The organism is Paenibacillus camerounensis (assembly GCF_000723885.1).
In the GTDB taxonomy this organism is placed as follows: domain Bacteria; phylum Bacillota; class Bacilli; order Paenibacillales; family Paenibacillaceae; genus Paenibacillus_AQ; species Paenibacillus_AQ camerounensis.
In genome coordinates this window covers 29,062-44,332 of record NZ_CCDG010000059.1, presented here as the reverse complement: position 1 = coordinate 44,332, position 15,271 = coordinate 29,062, and the positions used below count along the sequence as shown (strand labels likewise).

At 51.5% G+C, this 15,271-nt stretch carries 15 protein-coding genes; 3 read left to right on the top strand and 12 right to left on the bottom strand.

Features of this window, described 5'->3' with window-relative positions; all coding sequences use genetic code 11:
• The first annotated feature begins 71 nt into the window (after positions 1–71).
• Positions 72–518 carry a GNAT family N-acetyltransferase gene (locus BN3772_RS21630; RefSeq protein ID WP_042202171.1) on the top strand — a complete coding sequence of 149 codons (447 nt, stop codon included), beginning with the start codon at positions 72–74 and terminating at the stop codon, positions 516–518.
• Between the two features lie 76 nt (positions 519–594).
• Here the strand turns inward: BN3772_RS21630 and BN3772_RS21625 are convergent, their stop codons facing one another.
• The 7 genes from BN3772_RS21625 to BN3772_RS21595 form a co-directional block, all read right to left on the bottom strand.
• Positions 595–1,020 (bottom strand): MaoC family dehydratase, encoded by a 426-nt coding sequence (locus BN3772_RS21625; RefSeq protein WP_042202169.1) that lies wholly within the window; start codon positions 1,018–1,020, stop codon positions 595–597.
• Positions 1,021–1,097: 77 nt separating this feature from the next.
• Positions 1,098–2,456, bottom strand: a complete 1,359-nt coding sequence (locus BN3772_RS21620; RefSeq protein ID WP_042202166.1) for a glycoside hydrolase family 64 protein — start codon at positions 2,454–2,456, stop codon at positions 1,098–1,100.
• A 238-nt stretch (positions 2,457–2,694) separates the two neighbouring features.
• Positions 2,695–3,207 carry a peptide-methionine (S)-S-oxide reductase MsrA gene (msrA, locus tag BN3772_RS21615; protein ID WP_042202164.1) on the bottom strand — a complete coding sequence of 171 codons (513 nt, stop codon included), beginning with the start codon at positions 3,205–3,207 and terminating at the stop codon, positions 2,695–2,697.
• A gap of 80 nt (positions 3,208–3,287) precedes the next feature.
• Positions 3,288–4,322, bottom strand: a complete 1,035-nt coding sequence (locus BN3772_RS21610) for a Gfo/Idh/MocA family protein (protein ID WP_042202162.1) — start codon at positions 4,320–4,322, stop codon at positions 3,288–3,290.
• A gap of 44 nt (positions 4,323–4,366) precedes the next feature.
• Positions 4,367–5,455, bottom strand: coding sequence for a Gfo/Idh/MocA family protein (locus BN3772_RS21605; RefSeq protein ID WP_042202161.1), 1,089 nt, complete (start codon positions 5,453–5,455; stop codon positions 4,367–4,369).
• Between the two features lie 18 nt (positions 5,456–5,473).
• Complete coding sequence (locus BN3772_RS21600; RefSeq protein WP_042202160.1) at positions 5,474–6,238, bottom strand: sugar phosphate isomerase/epimerase family protein; 765 nt, start codon at positions 6,236–6,238, stop codon at positions 5,474–5,476.
• A gap of 27 nt (positions 6,239–6,265) precedes the next feature.
• Positions 6,266–7,429 carry a Gfo/Idh/MocA family protein gene (locus BN3772_RS21595; RefSeq protein ID WP_042202159.1) on the bottom strand — a complete coding sequence of 388 codons (1,164 nt, stop codon included), beginning with the start codon at positions 7,427–7,429 and terminating at the stop codon, positions 6,266–6,268.
• 376 nt (positions 7,430–7,805) lie between these two features.
• Here BN3772_RS21595 and BN3772_RS21590 point away from each other — a divergent pair, with 376 nt between their 5' ends.
• Positions 7,806–8,786 carry a helix-turn-helix domain-containing protein gene (locus tag BN3772_RS21590; RefSeq protein WP_341872587.1) on the top strand — a complete coding sequence of 327 codons (981 nt, stop codon included), beginning with the start codon at positions 7,806–7,808 and terminating at the stop codon, positions 8,784–8,786.
• Positions 8,787–8,823: 37 nt separating this feature from the next.
• On the opposite strand, the gene BN3772_RS21585 is transcribed toward BN3772_RS21590, so the two are convergent.
• Positions 8,824–9,930 (bottom strand): YeiH family protein, encoded by a 1,107-nt coding sequence (locus tag BN3772_RS21585; protein WP_042202158.1) that lies wholly within the window; start codon positions 9,928–9,930, stop codon positions 8,824–8,826.
• Positions 9,931–10,112: 182 nt separating this feature from the next.
• Between BN3772_RS21585 and BN3772_RS21580 the strand changes: the two genes are divergently transcribed.
• Positions 10,113–11,000 (top strand): LysR family transcriptional regulator, encoded by an 888-nt coding sequence (locus BN3772_RS21580; RefSeq protein WP_042202157.1) that lies wholly within the window; start codon positions 10,113–10,115, stop codon positions 10,998–11,000.
• A gap of 42 nt (positions 11,001–11,042) precedes the next feature.
• Here BN3772_RS21580 and BN3772_RS21575 read toward each other — a convergent pair whose 3' ends face one another.
• The 4 genes from BN3772_RS21575 to BN3772_RS21560 all read right to left on the bottom strand — a co-directional run bounded on the left by BN3772_RS21575 (position 11,043) and on the right by BN3772_RS21560 (position 14,985).
• Positions 11,043–11,750, bottom strand: coding sequence for an ABC transporter ATP-binding protein (locus tag BN3772_RS21575; protein WP_042202156.1), 708 nt, complete (start codon positions 11,748–11,750; stop codon positions 11,043–11,045).
• Positions 11,747–12,865 carry an ABC transporter permease gene (locus BN3772_RS21570; protein ID WP_042202154.1) on the bottom strand — a complete coding sequence of 373 codons (1,119 nt, stop codon included), beginning with the start codon at positions 12,863–12,865 and terminating at the stop codon, positions 11,747–11,749. The genes BN3772_RS21575 and BN3772_RS21570 overlap by 4 nt, the downstream gene beginning before the upstream one ends.
• Before the next feature lie 69 nt (positions 12,866–12,934).
• A complete protein-coding gene (locus tag BN3772_RS21565; RefSeq protein WP_042202153.1) occupies positions 12,935–14,311 on the bottom strand; it encodes a sensor histidine kinase in 1,377 nt (458 codons plus the stop codon).
• A complete protein-coding gene (locus BN3772_RS21560) occupies positions 14,308–14,985 on the bottom strand; it encodes a response regulator transcription factor (RefSeq protein WP_042202152.1) in 678 nt (225 codons plus the stop codon). The genes BN3772_RS21565 and BN3772_RS21560 overlap by 4 nt, the downstream gene beginning before the upstream one ends.
• Between the last annotated feature and the right edge of the window lie 286 nt (positions 14,986–15,271).

The following is a 15,271-nucleotide window of genomic DNA, read 5'->3' as shown; positions in this document are numbered from 1 at the left end:
ATACAAGAGGAATTGCGCCATAATCGCGGAGGACGGGCTCCTCTGCGAATTAACATTCGGGAGGAAAGTCGATGAACGTTGAATTGAAGCCTGTAACGGCTGATAACTGGTACGCCTGCACCAAGCTTAAAGTCAAACCCGGGCAGCTGGACATCTTTCCTGCACCTGTGGTCTATTGGATCGCGGAATCGAAATATGTTGATGACTTTGAACTGCGTGCCGTTTACTCGGAAGAGACCTTGGTCGGATTTCTCGTATTTTGTATGAATCCGGATCAAGACGGTAACTGCTGGATTCCCGCCGTTATGATCGATGAACAATATCAGGGTAACGGTTTGGGCAAAGCGGCAATGAACGCTTTAATACAGCTTATGCGCAGTTCCAATTGTACCCGGATCATGATCGGACACCGGCCGGACAATCTGGCTGCGGGAAGGCTGTACGAATCCTTGGGGTTTAATAAAGTCAGTGAAGAAGTAATAGACGGTGAAATCATACGTCTGCTAGAGATAGATTAATATGATTTAGTACAAAAAACGGCAACCCGGATTCTAAAGATCCGGACTGCCGTTTTTTTTCATTTCAGGTATTCTTCTACTTCTGGACCAGCACCGACAGCTCGCCCTCAAACACCAGACCCTCCGCCTGATTGAACGTTGACAGCCTTACCGTCACAAGTCCTGTATCATTCTTCTTCTCCGCCAAATCTATTACTTCCACAATGCAATATAATTCATCTCCCGGCAGCACAGGCTTGATAAACCGGATGTTATTCATCGCAGTCCCGGCTACAATATCCTCACCATAGCTGCCGGTTTCGACCCAGAGCTTGAAGGAAACGGCCAAGGTCTGAATGCCCGATGCGATAATTCCGCCGAATCTCCCCTGCTTCGCCCGTTCTTCGTCCAGATGCATATACTGCGGATCAAATTCAGCAGCAAAGCTTTTAACATTCTCAGGAGTTATACTTAATGATTTCGTTCTAAAGGTCTGGCCGGTGCTAAATTCATGAAACTTCATTCTTCCACCTCTTGGTTGTCTGTGTATGTAACTATATTAGATCAAGGTGATAGAATGTAGCAAGACTTGAGCTGAGTTTACCAGGCTACACGGATAATCAGGCCTTTCGGATTGCCGGTCTCCAGGTATGCCGCCTGTCCGTTGACATCATCATACGGGAAGCCGTACGCCAGGCCGTTGATACTGTGATCATGCCAGAATTTCGCATAATAGTTGGCCGGGGCCGCATTATAGTAGTTCGCTACATTGTTCCAGTTGCTGGTGGTATAGACATGACGGTTGATCGCTGCAGCGGTAGCGGCATCGGTGAGAGCACCGTCACAGCGGAGAATATCCTGCGTGCTGTAGCTGGAATATCCGGCAAAATAATTGGCGTTCGCACCACCGGCTGCAAAAGATCCGTAAATGGGTGCTACAATCCGGTATGGCGCCTGGAGGGTAGCAAGCGGTTTAAATGCAGCAGGCACTTCGTTTTGATATTTCGTAAAGATTCCGGCCCGTGTCTCCGACTCGAGTTCACCGACAGTCTGGTCGAAGGAGCCGCTGGTATTGACCAGCCGGTGCTGAATCGGGAAACCGAAGGCATCCACACGGGTTGTGTTACCGTGATAGCCGGTTGCGTCAACAGTAAATTCTATGAAATCGAAATAGATGTTGCGGTTCGGATCAGTAGGATTATTAATATCCGGTCCGGCGAAGCCGTCGTCATAGGTCTTAATATAGAGCGGGGTGCCGACACTGAGGAACATCCGTCCAGAGGTGATCTTCGGCAGGTTCACCCATGAGGCCTGGCTGACGGTGTGATAAATATTGGCATAGTTAACCCCGTTTTTGGTCAGGTGCCCGGAAGCATCATTAAGCGCAGTTGAGATCGGCAGCAGATTACCGCTTAGATCCAGATAGCTCCACTTGCCATTGGCCGGATTAATGCCGATGACACCCCAGTAAATCTGGCTGTCGGGATAAACGCCGCCCGTTCCATTCATTACTTTGAGGGACATCGAACCGTTTGGAGCTGTAGGTATGGAGGCTGCGGTAATGGAATAGATGGAATTCGAAGAATTAGGCGGTGTGGTTGGTGTTGTGCCTGAGGCTGTCCAGGTAAACCAGCCTGTGTCGTAGGCCGGAGTGCCATTGTTGTATGTGAAAAAATAGCTGATTGCTGTACCGGCGGATACACCGGTTACAGACTGCTCATAGCGGGCGGTGCTGCTGTTATACGTCATCCGGTAATTAAGCTGTGTGCCGTTGTTGACCTTGTAGTGCACATCTGCCCATGAGGTACTGACACTTGATTTGAACCAGATCGTTGCCGTCGTGCCCGAGAGGCTGACCCCTTGGGTGTAGTCGGCAGCAGCAGCTTTGGAACCAAACATCGGCAGGCAGGAGAGCAGGAGCACAAGCGCGAGCGTTAGCATGGACCATTTTTTTCTCATTGCATTTCCCTCCATTTAATGGATTATAATCAATCACGCCCCATTTATGGTTGCGTTTTCAACACTGATTATAAACTTGGTCCGGCCTGTTTTATAGGCGCAGATTTTCGGTTTACGCCCCAAAATTTGGGGTGAAACGTTTTTATTCCGCTTGCTGACTGACGGCTTGCTGCAAAAAAACCAAAAAGCCCTATTTCTCCAGAAGGCAGGAGAAATAAGGCTTCGCAGTATCAGAACATTACCAGTGCTTTGAAATAAACGTATCGCGTCCGGACTGCTCGCGGTCCTCTTTATAGTGCTTGGGATTCTTTTTATGATAATCTTGGTGATATTCTTCAGCCCGGTAGAAGACCGGCGCCGGCAAAATTTCAGTTACGACCGGGCCCTCAAATCTCCCGCTTAACGCAACCTGCTCCTTGGACGCTTCTGCCGCCTGCCGCTGGCTGTCATTATAGTAGAATACCGCTGTCCGGTACTGGCTTCCCCGGTCCTGAAACTGCCCGCCGTCATCCGTAGGATCAATCTGCGGCCAGAACAGCTCCAGCAGAGTCTCGTAAGGGAACAGCTGCGGATCAAAGGTAATCTGTACCACCTCATAATGACCGGTTGTTCCTGTCTTAACCTGCTCGTATGTCGGATTCTCCACTGTCCCTCCGGCATACCCGGATACGATTCCGTGAATTCCAGGCAGCTCCTCAAACGGGGTTACCATACACCAGAAGCAGCCTCCTGCAAACATTGCCTGTTCCATTCTTACATTCCCTCTCCCTATCTCTCATCTGCTGATCATAAAAGCACATGTTATGAAGATAAGGCTAATTATCCGTAAAGTCAATTTGAGAGAATGGCTGCTACGGTTACGGGAAGCTTCCTGCTATCCGATGAGCGGTATATATCTGCAATGATCTCCAGCGCCTTGATGCCTTCCCGCCCGTCCAGCCAGAACTTACGATCATCCCGGAGATGCTGATAGAAATCCTTGATCAGCAGCTGATGTCCCGTGCCCCAGTAAGATTTACCGCCGTTCGTTACGGTACCGGGCTCACACAGCAGCTGCTCACGGCCGTCTTGCCACAGGTACAGACAGTCCCGGCGCTGCAGCAGCGTCCCCTGCTCAAACACCAGCTCAAGCTCAACAGGCGAATTAACCGGATAAGCATTCGTACCATAGAAAAGCCCTCTTACTCCATCAGCAAAAGTAATGCAGGCGTGCGCGCTGTCTTCTACTTCAATAACGTTATCCAGCACATCTGTGCTTACCTTACCTTTGACGGATGTTATTTCCCCGCCGAACCATTGCAGCAGATCCAGTGTATGAATCGTCTGGTTGATCAGCACCCCGCCGCCTTCGGTAGCCCATTTGCCCCTCCAGCCGCTTGCTGTGTAATACTGCTCACTGCGGTGCCAGGTCACGACTGCCTTCATGCACACCAGCGGTCCAAGCTCACCGCTAGCTATAATCTGCCTTATCCTCTGTGAGGGCTCATTATAACGGTTCTGAAAAACAACCCCTAACTGCCCCTTGCTGCGGTCCGCTGCTTCAATAATCCGCCGGGCGTCAGCTACATCAGCAGCCAGCGGTTTTTCGGTCAGGACATGCTTGCCCGCATTCAGACAGTCGATTGCCATCTGCGCATGCAGATAATGAGGGGTACACAAATGGACAACATCAATATCCTTCCGCTCCAAAAGCTCTTGATAGTCCGGCACGGTCTCACAGCCGTACAGTGTGCTGAAGGCTGCCGCCTGTCCGGCATCACTATCCGCTGCAGTAACCAGCCGCACCCCTTCCATAGCAGCAATTGCATTGGCATGAAGCGGAGCTATTGCCCCGCAGCCAATAATTGCTGCACCGAGTGCAGTCATATTAACACCATCCGATCTTTATACACATCTGGTTGATTTTCAGTCTATTTCAGTGTTTCCGGTGTAAGATTCAATGCCGAGGCTTGGGCGATCAGGCACAGCTCCGCAGCTTTGAATACATGCTCCTGGGTCATTGCCTTTTCAGTCCGGTGCAGGCAGTCGAGAATCAGCTCACCAAAGAACGGATAACCCACTTTACCTGCTACATGCTCATAATGCTCCCCCTCGCTGTCAACCCAATAGACATGATCTGATTCCTTGGAACGCCCGATATCAATATACTTGCGAAGCTCGATGTACCCTTTGGTTCCGAGAATTACCGTCCGGCCGTCTCCCCAGGTTCCCAGGCCTTCCGGCGTAAACCAGTCCACCCGGAAATATTGAGTAGCCCCGTTATCCCCGACCAGTGTGACATCCCCGAAATCCTCCAGCTCCGGATACTCCGGGTTGTTGTAATTAGCGACTTTGCTGTGCAGCACCTTAGCATCGCTGCAGCCGGCATAATATAGAAACTGCTCTATCTGATGACTGCCGATATCGCAGATAATACCGCCGTATTTGTCACGCTGAAAGAACCATTCCGGCCGGCTTGGGGCGTTCAGGCGGTGCGGTCCGGTACCCATGACCTGGATTACACGGCCGATAGCCCCCTGCTTCACCAGCTGTCCGGCATATACTGCGCTCTCGACATGCAGCCGTTCGCTGAAATAACTCATGTATTTCCGGCCCGTCTTCTGAACCTGCTGCTTTGCCGCGGCAAGCTGCTCCAGCGAGGTGAACGGTGCTTTGTCTGTAAAATAATCTTTACCGTACTCCATAACCTTGATTCCTAACGCCGCACGTTCTGAGGGAACCGCTGCTGCTGCAACAAGCCTGATCTCCGGGTCCTCCAGGATTTCTTCTGCACTGCCTGCCGCTTTAACCCCCGGGTAGGTGCTGATAAATGCGTTAACCTTGGCCTCATCCGGGTCATACACCCATTTGAGCTCCGCTCCAGCCTCAATCAGCCCGTTGCACATGCCATAAATATGTCCGTGATCCAGTGCAATAGCAGCAAATGTGAATTCGCCAGGCTGAACTACCGGACGTGCTTCATTTTTGGGTGCGTACATCATTCCGTCTTTGCGGTTCATCTTCTGGTCTCCTTCCGGCTACAAAAGCTTTTTCAGATAATTCAGGCTGATGGCTAGACTCACGAACGGATCACGGCGGCAGACATCCTGTTCAACCACATACCATTCCACACCGGTCTCGCGGCAGGCTTCAATGATGTCGGGATAATTCATATTCCCTTCCCCGATTTCAGCAAAAGCCGCCTTCCGTTCAACAATTGCCATATCCTTGAGGTGCACAACCTGCATTCTTCCTTCTACCCTGCGAACCCAGCTGACCGGGCTCCCGCCTCCAGCCTGGACCCAGTACAGATCAAGCTCGAAGCCCAGAGCATCAGCATCTCCTTCGTTAATCAGCACATCCATTCCGGTTATACCGTCAAAGCGTTCAAATTCAAAATCATGATTATGATAAATGAACTGCAGGCCGTGCTTCTCCTTCAAAGTGCGGGCAATTTCAGAGGCTTGGCTGACAAAGCTGCGGTAGCCCTCCTGACTCGTCTGATACTCCGCCGGAAGGGAGCCTAACCCGATGTATTTACAGTTCCACAGCTTATGTTCAGCCGCAATCGCTTCCAGATCATTCACCAGCCGTTTCCAGGGAACATGGGTCGCACAGATGGCAAGCCCTGCTTCATCGGCATATTCCTTAACCAATTGCGGATCAATTGGCCCGATGCCAGAAATCTGAACAGCCTTGTAGCCGATTTCTTTTAGCTTCTGAAAGGATTCTCGCAGCCCCTCCGGCGTTTTGGTATAGTCACGAAGTGTATACATTTGAGCAGCAATCGATGACAGATTCATTATGCAGAATCGCTCCTTATTATAATTTTAGTGGGTTCCTGATACATCCAGCGCTTTCCCTTGGCTTGTTTCCTTCTTAAAAGTAGAGGCTTGTACTTTCTTCAGCAGGTGCTCATGGAACAGCTCCGCATCAATCGGCAGCTCCACCCAGTTATCTGTCCAGGCGGATAAATACATCGCGTTAGACAGTGTCAAGCCGCGTATGCCTTCTTCACCGGGAGCTATCAAAGGCTCATCGTTCAGGATTGCATTCGTGAAATTGCGCAGAATGCCCTGATGACTGCCTCCGTTATTTTTATCTACGGGGATTTCACATTTCCAGCATTCCGGCTGCCCGAAGCCTCCGGTATAGGTGGCATTGAATTCAGACTCCGGTGTACGCAGCCGCCAGAAGGTCAGCTTGCCGTCTTCGACAACAATTTTGCCGTTATCTCCGGTAATTTCAAAGCGGTTCGTTCCCGGAGCCTCGCCGGTCGTCGTAATGAACAGGCCGGTCGCACCGTTCTCGTACTCAACATAAGCCGTTACATCGTCCTCTACCTCAATATCACGGTATTTGCCGAACTGGCAGAAGGCGCGTACCCGCTTCGGCATCATCCCGGTTGTCCACTGCCACAGATCGAGCTGATGCGGGTCCTGGTTCAGCAGCACCCCACCGCCTTCACCGGCCCAGGTCGCGCGCCAGCCGCCGGAATTGTAATAGCTCTGCGAACGGTACCAGTCCGTTATGATCCAATTGGTGCGGCGAATTTCGCCAAGCTCACCGGATGTGATCAAATCCCTCAGCTTTCTGTACAGCGGATTTGTCCGCTGATTGTACATAATACCGAACTTGCGGTCGCTCTGTGCAGCCACATCGTTCATTTCCTGTACAGCCTTGGTAAATACGCCTGCCGGCTTTTCGATCAGCACATGTAAATGATGCTTCAGTGCTTCAATCGCAAGCGGCGGATGGTCGTAATGCGGCGTGGCGATCAGAACTGCATCCACGCTGCCAGACTTGAACAGCTCTTCACTTGAACTGAACCGCAGGACATGCTCGGGCAGCTGCTCCGCCGCCCATTCCAGCCGCTGCGGACTGATATCGCAGACTGCTGTCAATTCGGCGCCTTTCACTTCATTCAACAGACTGAAGGCATGTGATCTGCCCATGTTGCCTACACCAATAATTCCAAACCTGACCTTATCCATCTGAAAGATCACTCCTGTAAATGTTTATGAAATGAGAATAACCCTAAATCCGTGTAATGAACATGAGTGGAATTAAGGTGTTTTTGTATATTATTAAGATGTAACGTACAAATGAAAGCGGTATAATGGTGAAATACGCTAGCCTTCAAAATTTGTGCACTAGCCGGCAGAGTGCGCAGCTCCAGAGAATGTTTGGACTTCCGGCCGCTGTTAGGTTTGGATTTCCTGATTTCAGACCACAGATTGCGGTAGAAATCCAAACCTAAAGGCGGACGCTACCGCTCCTCCAGTTCCAAAATTCCCCTCCGCTGCTTCCGCCTATAGTGGATAATCTTATCCGGCAAAACAATTTAACCATTAAGGAGAGAAAGCAGAAATGAACTCTTCCGGCATGATGAACGGAACGCTGAAGAATGAAAAGACGAGGGATGAAAAGATGAGGAAGAAAGAGATGATTGATACGGCAGAAGATAAGCAGAAGGATAAGGCGAATACGGGGATGCAGGGCAGAACAACCAATAGGCATAGCGGCACCCATACAGGCAATCTGACCGGGCGGCTGCTTCAAAATCTGACGGTGAGAGTGACTCACGCCCAATTAAGCAGCAAATATCCGGGCTGGGACCGCAGCAATGAGACCCCCTCCTTTAACCGGCTGTATTTCATAGACAGCGGAGAAGGTAAGGTGATTATTAACGGCGAGACACATTATCCGCATGCCGGTCATCTGATGATTATGCCGGCCGGGACAACACAGACCTCCGTAACGTATGCACATAATTCGTATGTGCGTTATTATTGCCATTTTGACGCGCAGATCGGGGAATGGCCGTTGTTCCACAATGCAGGTAAGCTCTATATTTGTGAGGTTGCTGATCCGGATGCGGTCCGGCAGATTTTTAATGAGCTGATTGATCTGTTCCAGGATGACAGCTTCCTGTCCACGTTACGCAGGCAGGCCAGTCTGCTGCAGCTGCTGGCTATGTGCCTTGAGGGCGGCGGGTATGCGAACTTTCTGGACGATGTAGCGCATACGGGGGATCACGGCAAGCTGGCCAGTGTCCTGGGATATATCGAGGAGCATCTTCATGAGCCCATGGAGGTGGATGCGCTGGCTGCGCTTGTACATCTGCATCCGAATTATTTTATCCCTTATTTCAAGAAGTTTATGGGGATGCCTCCGATGCATTATGTGCAGTACAAACGAATGGAGCAGGCCAAACGGCAGCTGTCCGGCTCCAAGTTCAGTATCGGTGACATCGCCGAGCAGGTCGGTATGGATCTGGCTCACTTCTCCAAAGTATTTAAGAAGACAACAGGCGTATCGCCGTCGGCCTACCGCAGCAGTACCCGATAAAAAAGCCGTTAAAGCATGCTTCACACATAATGAAAAGCTACTTCAAGCCCATAAGCTGAATAAGAACAAATCCAAGCAGAGAAAGCAGCAGCGACCCGGCTAACCCGGCTGCAAAAGGCTTACCCCCTAAACGGCAAAAGGTCTTTAGATCAATGCCGAGACCAAGTCCGGCCATAGCCATTGCAAGCAGCAGATACGCCAGAGCTAGTAGCCCGGCAGTCAGCTCACCGGGAAGAATACCTAAGGTATTCACACCGCTCATCAGCAGAAATCCTCCGATAAACCAGGGAACAGGGAGCTTATTGGGCTGGGTGTTTAGTTCATCCTTGCTGTGTTCCCCCTTTTTACTCTGGAGCTTTTCGCTTTTGATACGCTGGCGGCGGTTTTCCCATAAGCCCAATCCCAGTGCTACCGGTGCAAGCAGTGCTACCCGGGTCAGCTTGACGATAACCGCCAGATCGGCGGCCTGCTGACCAACCGGTGCTGACGCTGCGATGACATGCGCAACCTCGTGAAGCGTTGCTCCGGCAAAAATACCATATCCTGATTCACCCAGTCCGAGGAACGGATAAGCTGTAATATAAACAAGTGTAAAAATAGTACCCAAAACAGCAACAGTCGCGGCACTCACAGCTGTCTCATTATCGGTAGCCTTAATCTGCGGGGAGACTGCCGCTACTGCCGCGGCTCCGCAGATTGCGGTTCCGCAGGCGGTCAGAATACCGAGCCTCCGGCCGATTTTCATAACTCTGCTCAATAGATATACAGTAACAAGCGTAAATACTATGTTCATTACAGCCAAAGCCAGCACTTTAGGGCCCGCCTGGACGATATCATGCAGATTTAGCCTGAGCCCCAGCAGGATAATTCCTGCTCTAAGCCCTTTCTTCGCGGAAAATTGAATGCCTTCCGCTGCTTTTTCCGGCAAGCAGGCGGCGGCGCGGAACAGAATTCCAAGCAGGATCGCCAATACAAGCTGGCCCATTATAGTCAGAAAAGGCAGCTGAGCCAAAACCTTGGCCGCTGCCGCCAACACTGCGGTAATCAGCAGCCCTCTGCCGAGCCTGCGGGTCCGGTTAATAATCCACTCATATTTACTTCCCGCCCCAAGCCGGTTAAAGTGCTGAAAGAATTGGATGTGCATAACTTCCACTCCCTGTCTGCCGCATCTCTGGCGGCTGCGCTGCCTTAACTATAGGGTTGTGCAGACGGAATGTGAAATACCGGTTTGCTATTTCAATCATTACGATTACTTATGATTGATCTGAGCAGTATGCTATTATGAAGAAGTGAATATCTATAGCAACCTACAAGTGAGGGATTATTATGATCGTTGATGCTCTGCGGGTATTTGTTACCGTTGCTGAGCAGCGGCATTTCTCCAGGGCCGGGGAGCTGCTGAACCTGTCACAGCCCGGAGTCAGTCTGCACATCCGCAATCTGGAGAATGAGCTGGGCAGCAAGCTGCTGCACCGTTCCCCGAAGTCGGTCAGGCTTACAGAGGCTGGCGCCGTGCTGTTTAAGCATGCGAAGCAAATTCTCGCCCATTATGAGGAAGCAGCACAGGAGATCCGGCTGCTGAGGGATGAAGTTACGGGCAGCCTTAATCTTGGGGCGAGCTTTACTATAGGAGAGTACATTTTGCCGGGCCAATTAGCCGGCTTTGCCAGACAGTATCCGCAGGTCGAAGTGCAGGTTACGATAGGGAATACCGAGGAGATCATTGCCGCGGTGAAGTCAAACCAGTTGGACATTGGTTTCATAGAGGGTGAAACCCGCGACTCTGAGCTGGATATTATCCCCTATATGAAGGATGAGATGATCGTTACCGCTGCCACCGGACACCCGCTCACCGCAGCACTCGCTGTAGATAATGAGATGCTGCAGAATCAAGTCTGGGTCCTGCGGGAACCCGGGTCCGGCACGCGTGCTTACAGTGATCATTTTCTGCAGGAAGCCCAGCTCTCCGCTAGACGCTCCTATGTGTTCAACAGCAGCCAGGGCGTGAAGGAGGCTGTTGCCGCCGGTCTCGGCATCTCTCTGCTGTCCCGCTGGATTGTACGCAAGGAGCTGGGCAGCGGAGAGATCAGCGAACTCAGAACCCGGCAGAAGCTGCCGGAAAGAGAGTTCCTGATTATCCGCCGCAAAGAAAACCAGATAGGAATGGCTAGCCGGGTGTTCCTGGAGAAGCTGCTTGCAGCCGAAAAAGCCTGATTCCATCTCATTGCGAGAAACCAGGCTTATCATTATAAATGATTATACTTGAACAGTGGCAGCTTCTGTGTTCTGATGCTCCGCCAGCATTCCATTCTCCAGATGCAGCACACGGTCACACCAGTCCAGCATCCGCTCGTCATGGGTCACCATGACTGCGGCCTTGCCCTCGCTGCGCACCTCGTCGGCTATCATCCGGACGACCTCTCTCCCGCGCTCGAAATCCAGGCTGGCCGTCGGCTCATCGGCAAACAGAATGGCCGGCTTGTTCATCCAGGCCCGGGCAATCGCCACCCGCTGCTTCTCGCCCCCGGACAGCTTCTCGGGATAATGGCTGCGGCGTTCCCAGATACCGAGCCGCTTCATCAAGCCGGCAGCCCGTTCCTTGGACTCTTTGGTCCCCAGCTTAGCCAGTCTGGCGACGTACAGCAGCTGTTCCTCCACTTTCAGGTAGGGCAGCAGCTGTGCATTCTGGAACATAAAGCCGATCTTTTGCAGCCGCAGCTCTGTCAGCTCGCGTTTATCTTTATTAGTCAATGATTCGCCGTCAATCCAGATTTCCCCGCTGGTCGGTGTCAAAAGCGCTCCTGCCGCAGAGAGAAAGGTACTCTTGCCTGAACCGGAAGGTCCCAGCACAGCGATGAATTCTCCGGCATTCACTGTCAGGTCCAGCTTGTTAAGCACCGACATCGTCCGGCCGCCGTCCCCGTAATTTTTGGTAACCTGTTTCATCATCAGCATTGCACTCATGCCCCAGCCCTCCCTATCGCTTCCAAAGCATCTACTTTAGCTACTCTCACCACAGAAATCAATGCACCGAGCAGAGACATACCGATAAATAATACACAGGTCAAAAGGATGGTCGAACGCTCCAGCTGAAACGGCATCGTATCCGGCAGCCCCATATTCATACCGAAGGTCAGCAGCAGGCTGACCGCCAGGCTCGCCACAGAGAGGATAAGTACTTGGCCCACTACACTCCAGGCAAGGTAAGACATTTTGGTGCCCATCGCTTTCAGGATACCGAACTGGCTTGTCTTCTGGATCGTGATCACGTAGAAGAACACGGCCAGCACAAATGCTGCAATGACAAACAGAAATGCGATCATCATCAGCAGCGATTTTTGTTCGGCAGCATATCCGGGAATACTTGAAATGGCCTGCTTTTGCGTAATCACTTCAACATGATCCAGCTTGCCTGCGACCTGATCAGCCTCTGCGGAAGTTGCCTTTAGCGCGATTACATTGTAAGGGGCAGACAGCTGGGCTGAGCCTTCCTGCGCTGCTCCTCCCTTCATGAGCTGCCAATCCGATTTGGTAATATACACGACCGGCATGTGACTGTAGGAGCTGTCCTCAACAGTGCCTGCCACTTTGAAGCTCATTCCGGATGCCTGGTCAACTATTGTACTCCCGACTGCAATGCCGGATTCCTCCAGCTTTGAGTCCACAATAGCACTTCCCTGAGAAGCATTGGTTAAAGCCTCACCCTGCACTACCTTAGGTGCCAGCATCCCGTCCATATCAACTGCAAAAAAGGTGATATCCGCTTTTACCTCTGCAGCCTCAGCCGTTACTGTGCTTGTCTGCACAGCAAGTGTTGCAGCGTTACCGTCACCGACAACGGACATGGCTGCAGCCAGCTCCGCTTCACTTAACTGTGAGCGTCTAAAGGTATGTTCCGCATCATCCTGTACTGTGAAATAGTTCGCCGGCATATTTTCCACAGCAGAAATATTAGCGTATGCCAGCCCGCGGGCCAGTCCGGTCACGAACAGCACCAGGAACGAAACCAGCAGCATGATCACCATAATTAGACTGTATCTAGCCTTGGAGTGCCTCATTTCCCTTAATGCCAAAAACATACTACCACTCCTTCATCTCTGTATGGCAACAGTGTAAAGGGTGAAAATGAACGGAGTATGAATAAACGATTACAGATGCGGTAACGTGACTGTAAAAGAGGTTCCCTCCCCCACGGTGCTGGCAGCCTCAATGGTTCCGTTATGTGCCATAACAATCTTTTGGGCGATAGAAAGCCCCAGACCGCTGCTGTTGCTGCCCGCAGTACGAGCTTTATCCACCTTATAGAACCGGTCAAAAATCATCGGCAGCTCAGAGGCTGATATGCCTTCACCGGTATCCGTTACAGTTACGGTACAGATGCCGTTGGATGCTGAAGCTGACAGGGTGATTGTCCCCCCGGCGGGTGTATATTTGATTGCATTCGATACGAGATTCATCCATACCTGATGAAGCAGATTACCGTCTGCCATTACGGTAATCTCCTCAGCGTGCAGACGGACTGCCAGTTCTTTTTCGGTAAGCCGCCATTCCATAGTCTGGATGACCTGGCGGAGCTGGGCCCGCAGATCGACCCTCTCCCTCTGCAGCGCGTTCTCGTCATAATCGAGTGTAGACAGCGTAAGAAGCTGCTTGCTCAGCTTGGACAGCCGCCGGCTCTCCTGGTCAATAATGGAGAGATACTCCAGACGCTGGCCTTCCGGTAACGCAGAATCTTGTAACGCATGTGTAAATCCCTGAATGGAGGTCAGCGGCGACTCAATCTCGTGTGAGACATTGGCAACAAAATCCTGGCGCGCCCGGTTCGTCCGCTCCAGCTCCCGGCTCATGATCATGAAATGGGAGGCCAGCTGGCCGATCTCATCCCGCCGTCTCGTATTCAGCCTGATATCATATCTGCCCGTGGAGATACGCTGTGTGGCAGCGGTAAGCCGGGTAATCGGTTTGACCACATGCAGCACGGCAACCACCACAAACCATAGACTGAACAGAATACTGAACCCGATCAGCATGGCAAAAAACAGCCGCAGCTCGCCGAACTGTACCTGCGCATCCGGCCGCATAAACAGCGCGTACGTCTGTCCGTCCAGCAGAACCGGAACGCCGATTGAATTGCTGAGCTGATTATCAAAAAATCCGGTAATAAACGCACTGCCAGGAAAGTCCGCCACGCCGTGATAAACGTTACCGTCCAGTACCAGCTGAAGCTTATCTGCGGGGAGATCATTTTTCCGGAAAGGCAATCCGTAGAACCGCTCCTCCCCTTCCCCGTTGGTGAGATACAGCTTGTAGCCTACTGATGCCGTACTTAGCAGGTATTCACCGGCACTGTCCGGATGATCCTGGATGAACTGCTGCATCCCGATGGCCATTTTGGTAAGCTTGGCGTCGTTCTGCGGTTTGATACGGGCCTGATAATACAGATTGGATACCAGGAAGCCTAGCACACTGCTCATGACAATCATTGAACAGAACAGCAGGCACATTCTTATATACATTGATTTCATGAATTCACCATATCCACTTTATAGCCGATTCCGCGTACGGTCCGGATCAGAAAATCATTCTGGTAATCCGCGAACCGCTGGCGCAGCCGCTTGATATGCACATCCACCGTCCGCTCATCCCCTTCATAATCCGCTCCCCACACCAGCTCAATCAGCTCACTGCGCGAAAATAATCTCCCCGGGTACTGCGCCAGCTGGGCCAGCAGCTCGAATTCTTTTACCGGCAGCAGCAGTACATCATTTCCGTCACTGATCTCATAATTCTTGCGGTCAATGACGAGCGAATTAAGGCGGATCCGGTCATCCGATGCCACCGAATAGCGGCGGAACAAGGCCTTCATTCTGAACAGCAGCTCCTCGGGCTCGAACGGCTTCGTCACATAATCATCCGTCCCGTGCAGATAACCCTGCTCCTTATCACTAAGCTGCTGGCGCGCGGTTAACAGAATAATCGGTATATCATAGGTCTCCCGTATATGTTGGCACAGCTCCAGTCCATCCATCAGCGGCATCATCACATCCACAACCGCCAGATCGACCGTGTGCTCCTTCAGCAGCCCGAGCGCCTCCCGTCCGTCCCCCGCTTCAACAACAAGATAACCCTCACGGGTCAGTACATGCCGCAGCAGGGTGCGGATATTCGCATCATCGTCGGCAACCAGAATTTTCTTCATCATCGTCCACTCCCGTTATCAAATCTAGCTGTTCTATATGGTAGCAACAATACTTGAGGATGACAACCGGACAGCCCTGTAAGACCAGCACGTTGTTATTTAGTTGCAAGGAATATATGGTAATCTCCCATAACCGGTAATCAGGTTTTGCAGCAAATGATTAATAATCAAGCCTCCAAGCTGACCGGTTGCTCCTATAATCATAATTCCGCTACAGCACTTGCCGTAGTCTCTACCAGTGTGAAAAAAGCTTCGGTTGCCGGCGGCTGCTCCTGCACCAGCTTGT

What these genes read in the sequence shown, in the direction of transcription:
- BN3772_RS21630 (WP_042202171.1), top strand. Translation starts at nt 72, where the DNA reads ATGAACGTTGAATTGAAGCCTGTAACGGCTGATAACTGGTACGCCTGC.
- BN3772_RS21625 (WP_042202169.1), bottom strand. Translation starts at nt 1,020, where the DNA reads ATGAAGTTTCATGAATTTAGCACCGGCCAGACCTTTAGAACGAAATCA.
- BN3772_RS21620 (WP_042202166.1), bottom strand. Translation starts at nt 2,456, where the DNA reads ATGAGAAAAAAATGGTCCATGCTAACGCTCGCGCTTGTGCTCCTGCTC.
- msrA (WP_042202164.1), bottom strand. Translation starts at nt 3,207, where the DNA reads ATGGAACAGGCAATGTTTGCAGGAGGCTGCTTCTGGTGTATGGTAACC.
- BN3772_RS21610 (WP_042202162.1), bottom strand. Translation starts at nt 4,322, where the DNA reads ATGACTGCACTCGGTGCAGCAATTATTGGCTGCGGGGCAATAGCTCCG.
- BN3772_RS21605 (WP_042202161.1), bottom strand. Translation starts at nt 5,455, where the DNA reads ATGAACCGCAAAGACGGAATGATGTACGCACCCAAAAATGAAGCACGT.
- BN3772_RS21600 (WP_042202160.1), bottom strand. Translation starts at nt 6,238, where the DNA reads ATGAATCTGTCATCGATTGCTGCTCAAATGTATACACTTCGTGACTAT.
- BN3772_RS21595 (WP_042202159.1), bottom strand. Translation starts at nt 7,429, where the DNA reads ATGGATAAGGTCAGGTTTGGAATTATTGGTGTAGGCAACATGGGCAGA.
- BN3772_RS21590 (WP_341872587.1), top strand. Translation starts at nt 7,806, where the DNA reads ATGAACTCTTCCGGCATGATGAACGGAACGCTGAAGAATGAAAAGACG.
- BN3772_RS21585 (WP_042202158.1), bottom strand. Translation starts at nt 9,930, where the DNA reads ATGCACATCCAATTCTTTCAGCACTTTAACCGGCTTGGGGCGGGAAGT.
- BN3772_RS21580 (WP_042202157.1), top strand. Translation starts at nt 10,113, where the DNA reads ATGATCGTTGATGCTCTGCGGGTATTTGTTACCGTTGCTGAGCAGCGG.
- BN3772_RS21575 (WP_042202156.1), bottom strand. Translation starts at nt 11,750, where the DNA reads ATGAGTGCAATGCTGATGATGAAACAGGTTACCAAAAATTACGGGGAC.
- BN3772_RS21570 (WP_042202154.1), bottom strand. Translation starts at nt 12,865, where the DNA reads ATGTTTTTGGCATTAAGGGAAATGAGGCACTCCAAGGCTAGATACAGT.
- BN3772_RS21565 (WP_042202153.1), bottom strand. Translation starts at nt 14,311, where the DNA reads ATGAAATCAATGTATATAAGAATGTGCCTGCTGTTCTGTTCAATGATT.
- BN3772_RS21560 (WP_042202152.1), bottom strand. Translation starts at nt 14,985, where the DNA reads ATGAAGAAAATTCTGGTTGCCGACGATGATGCGAATATCCGCACCCTG.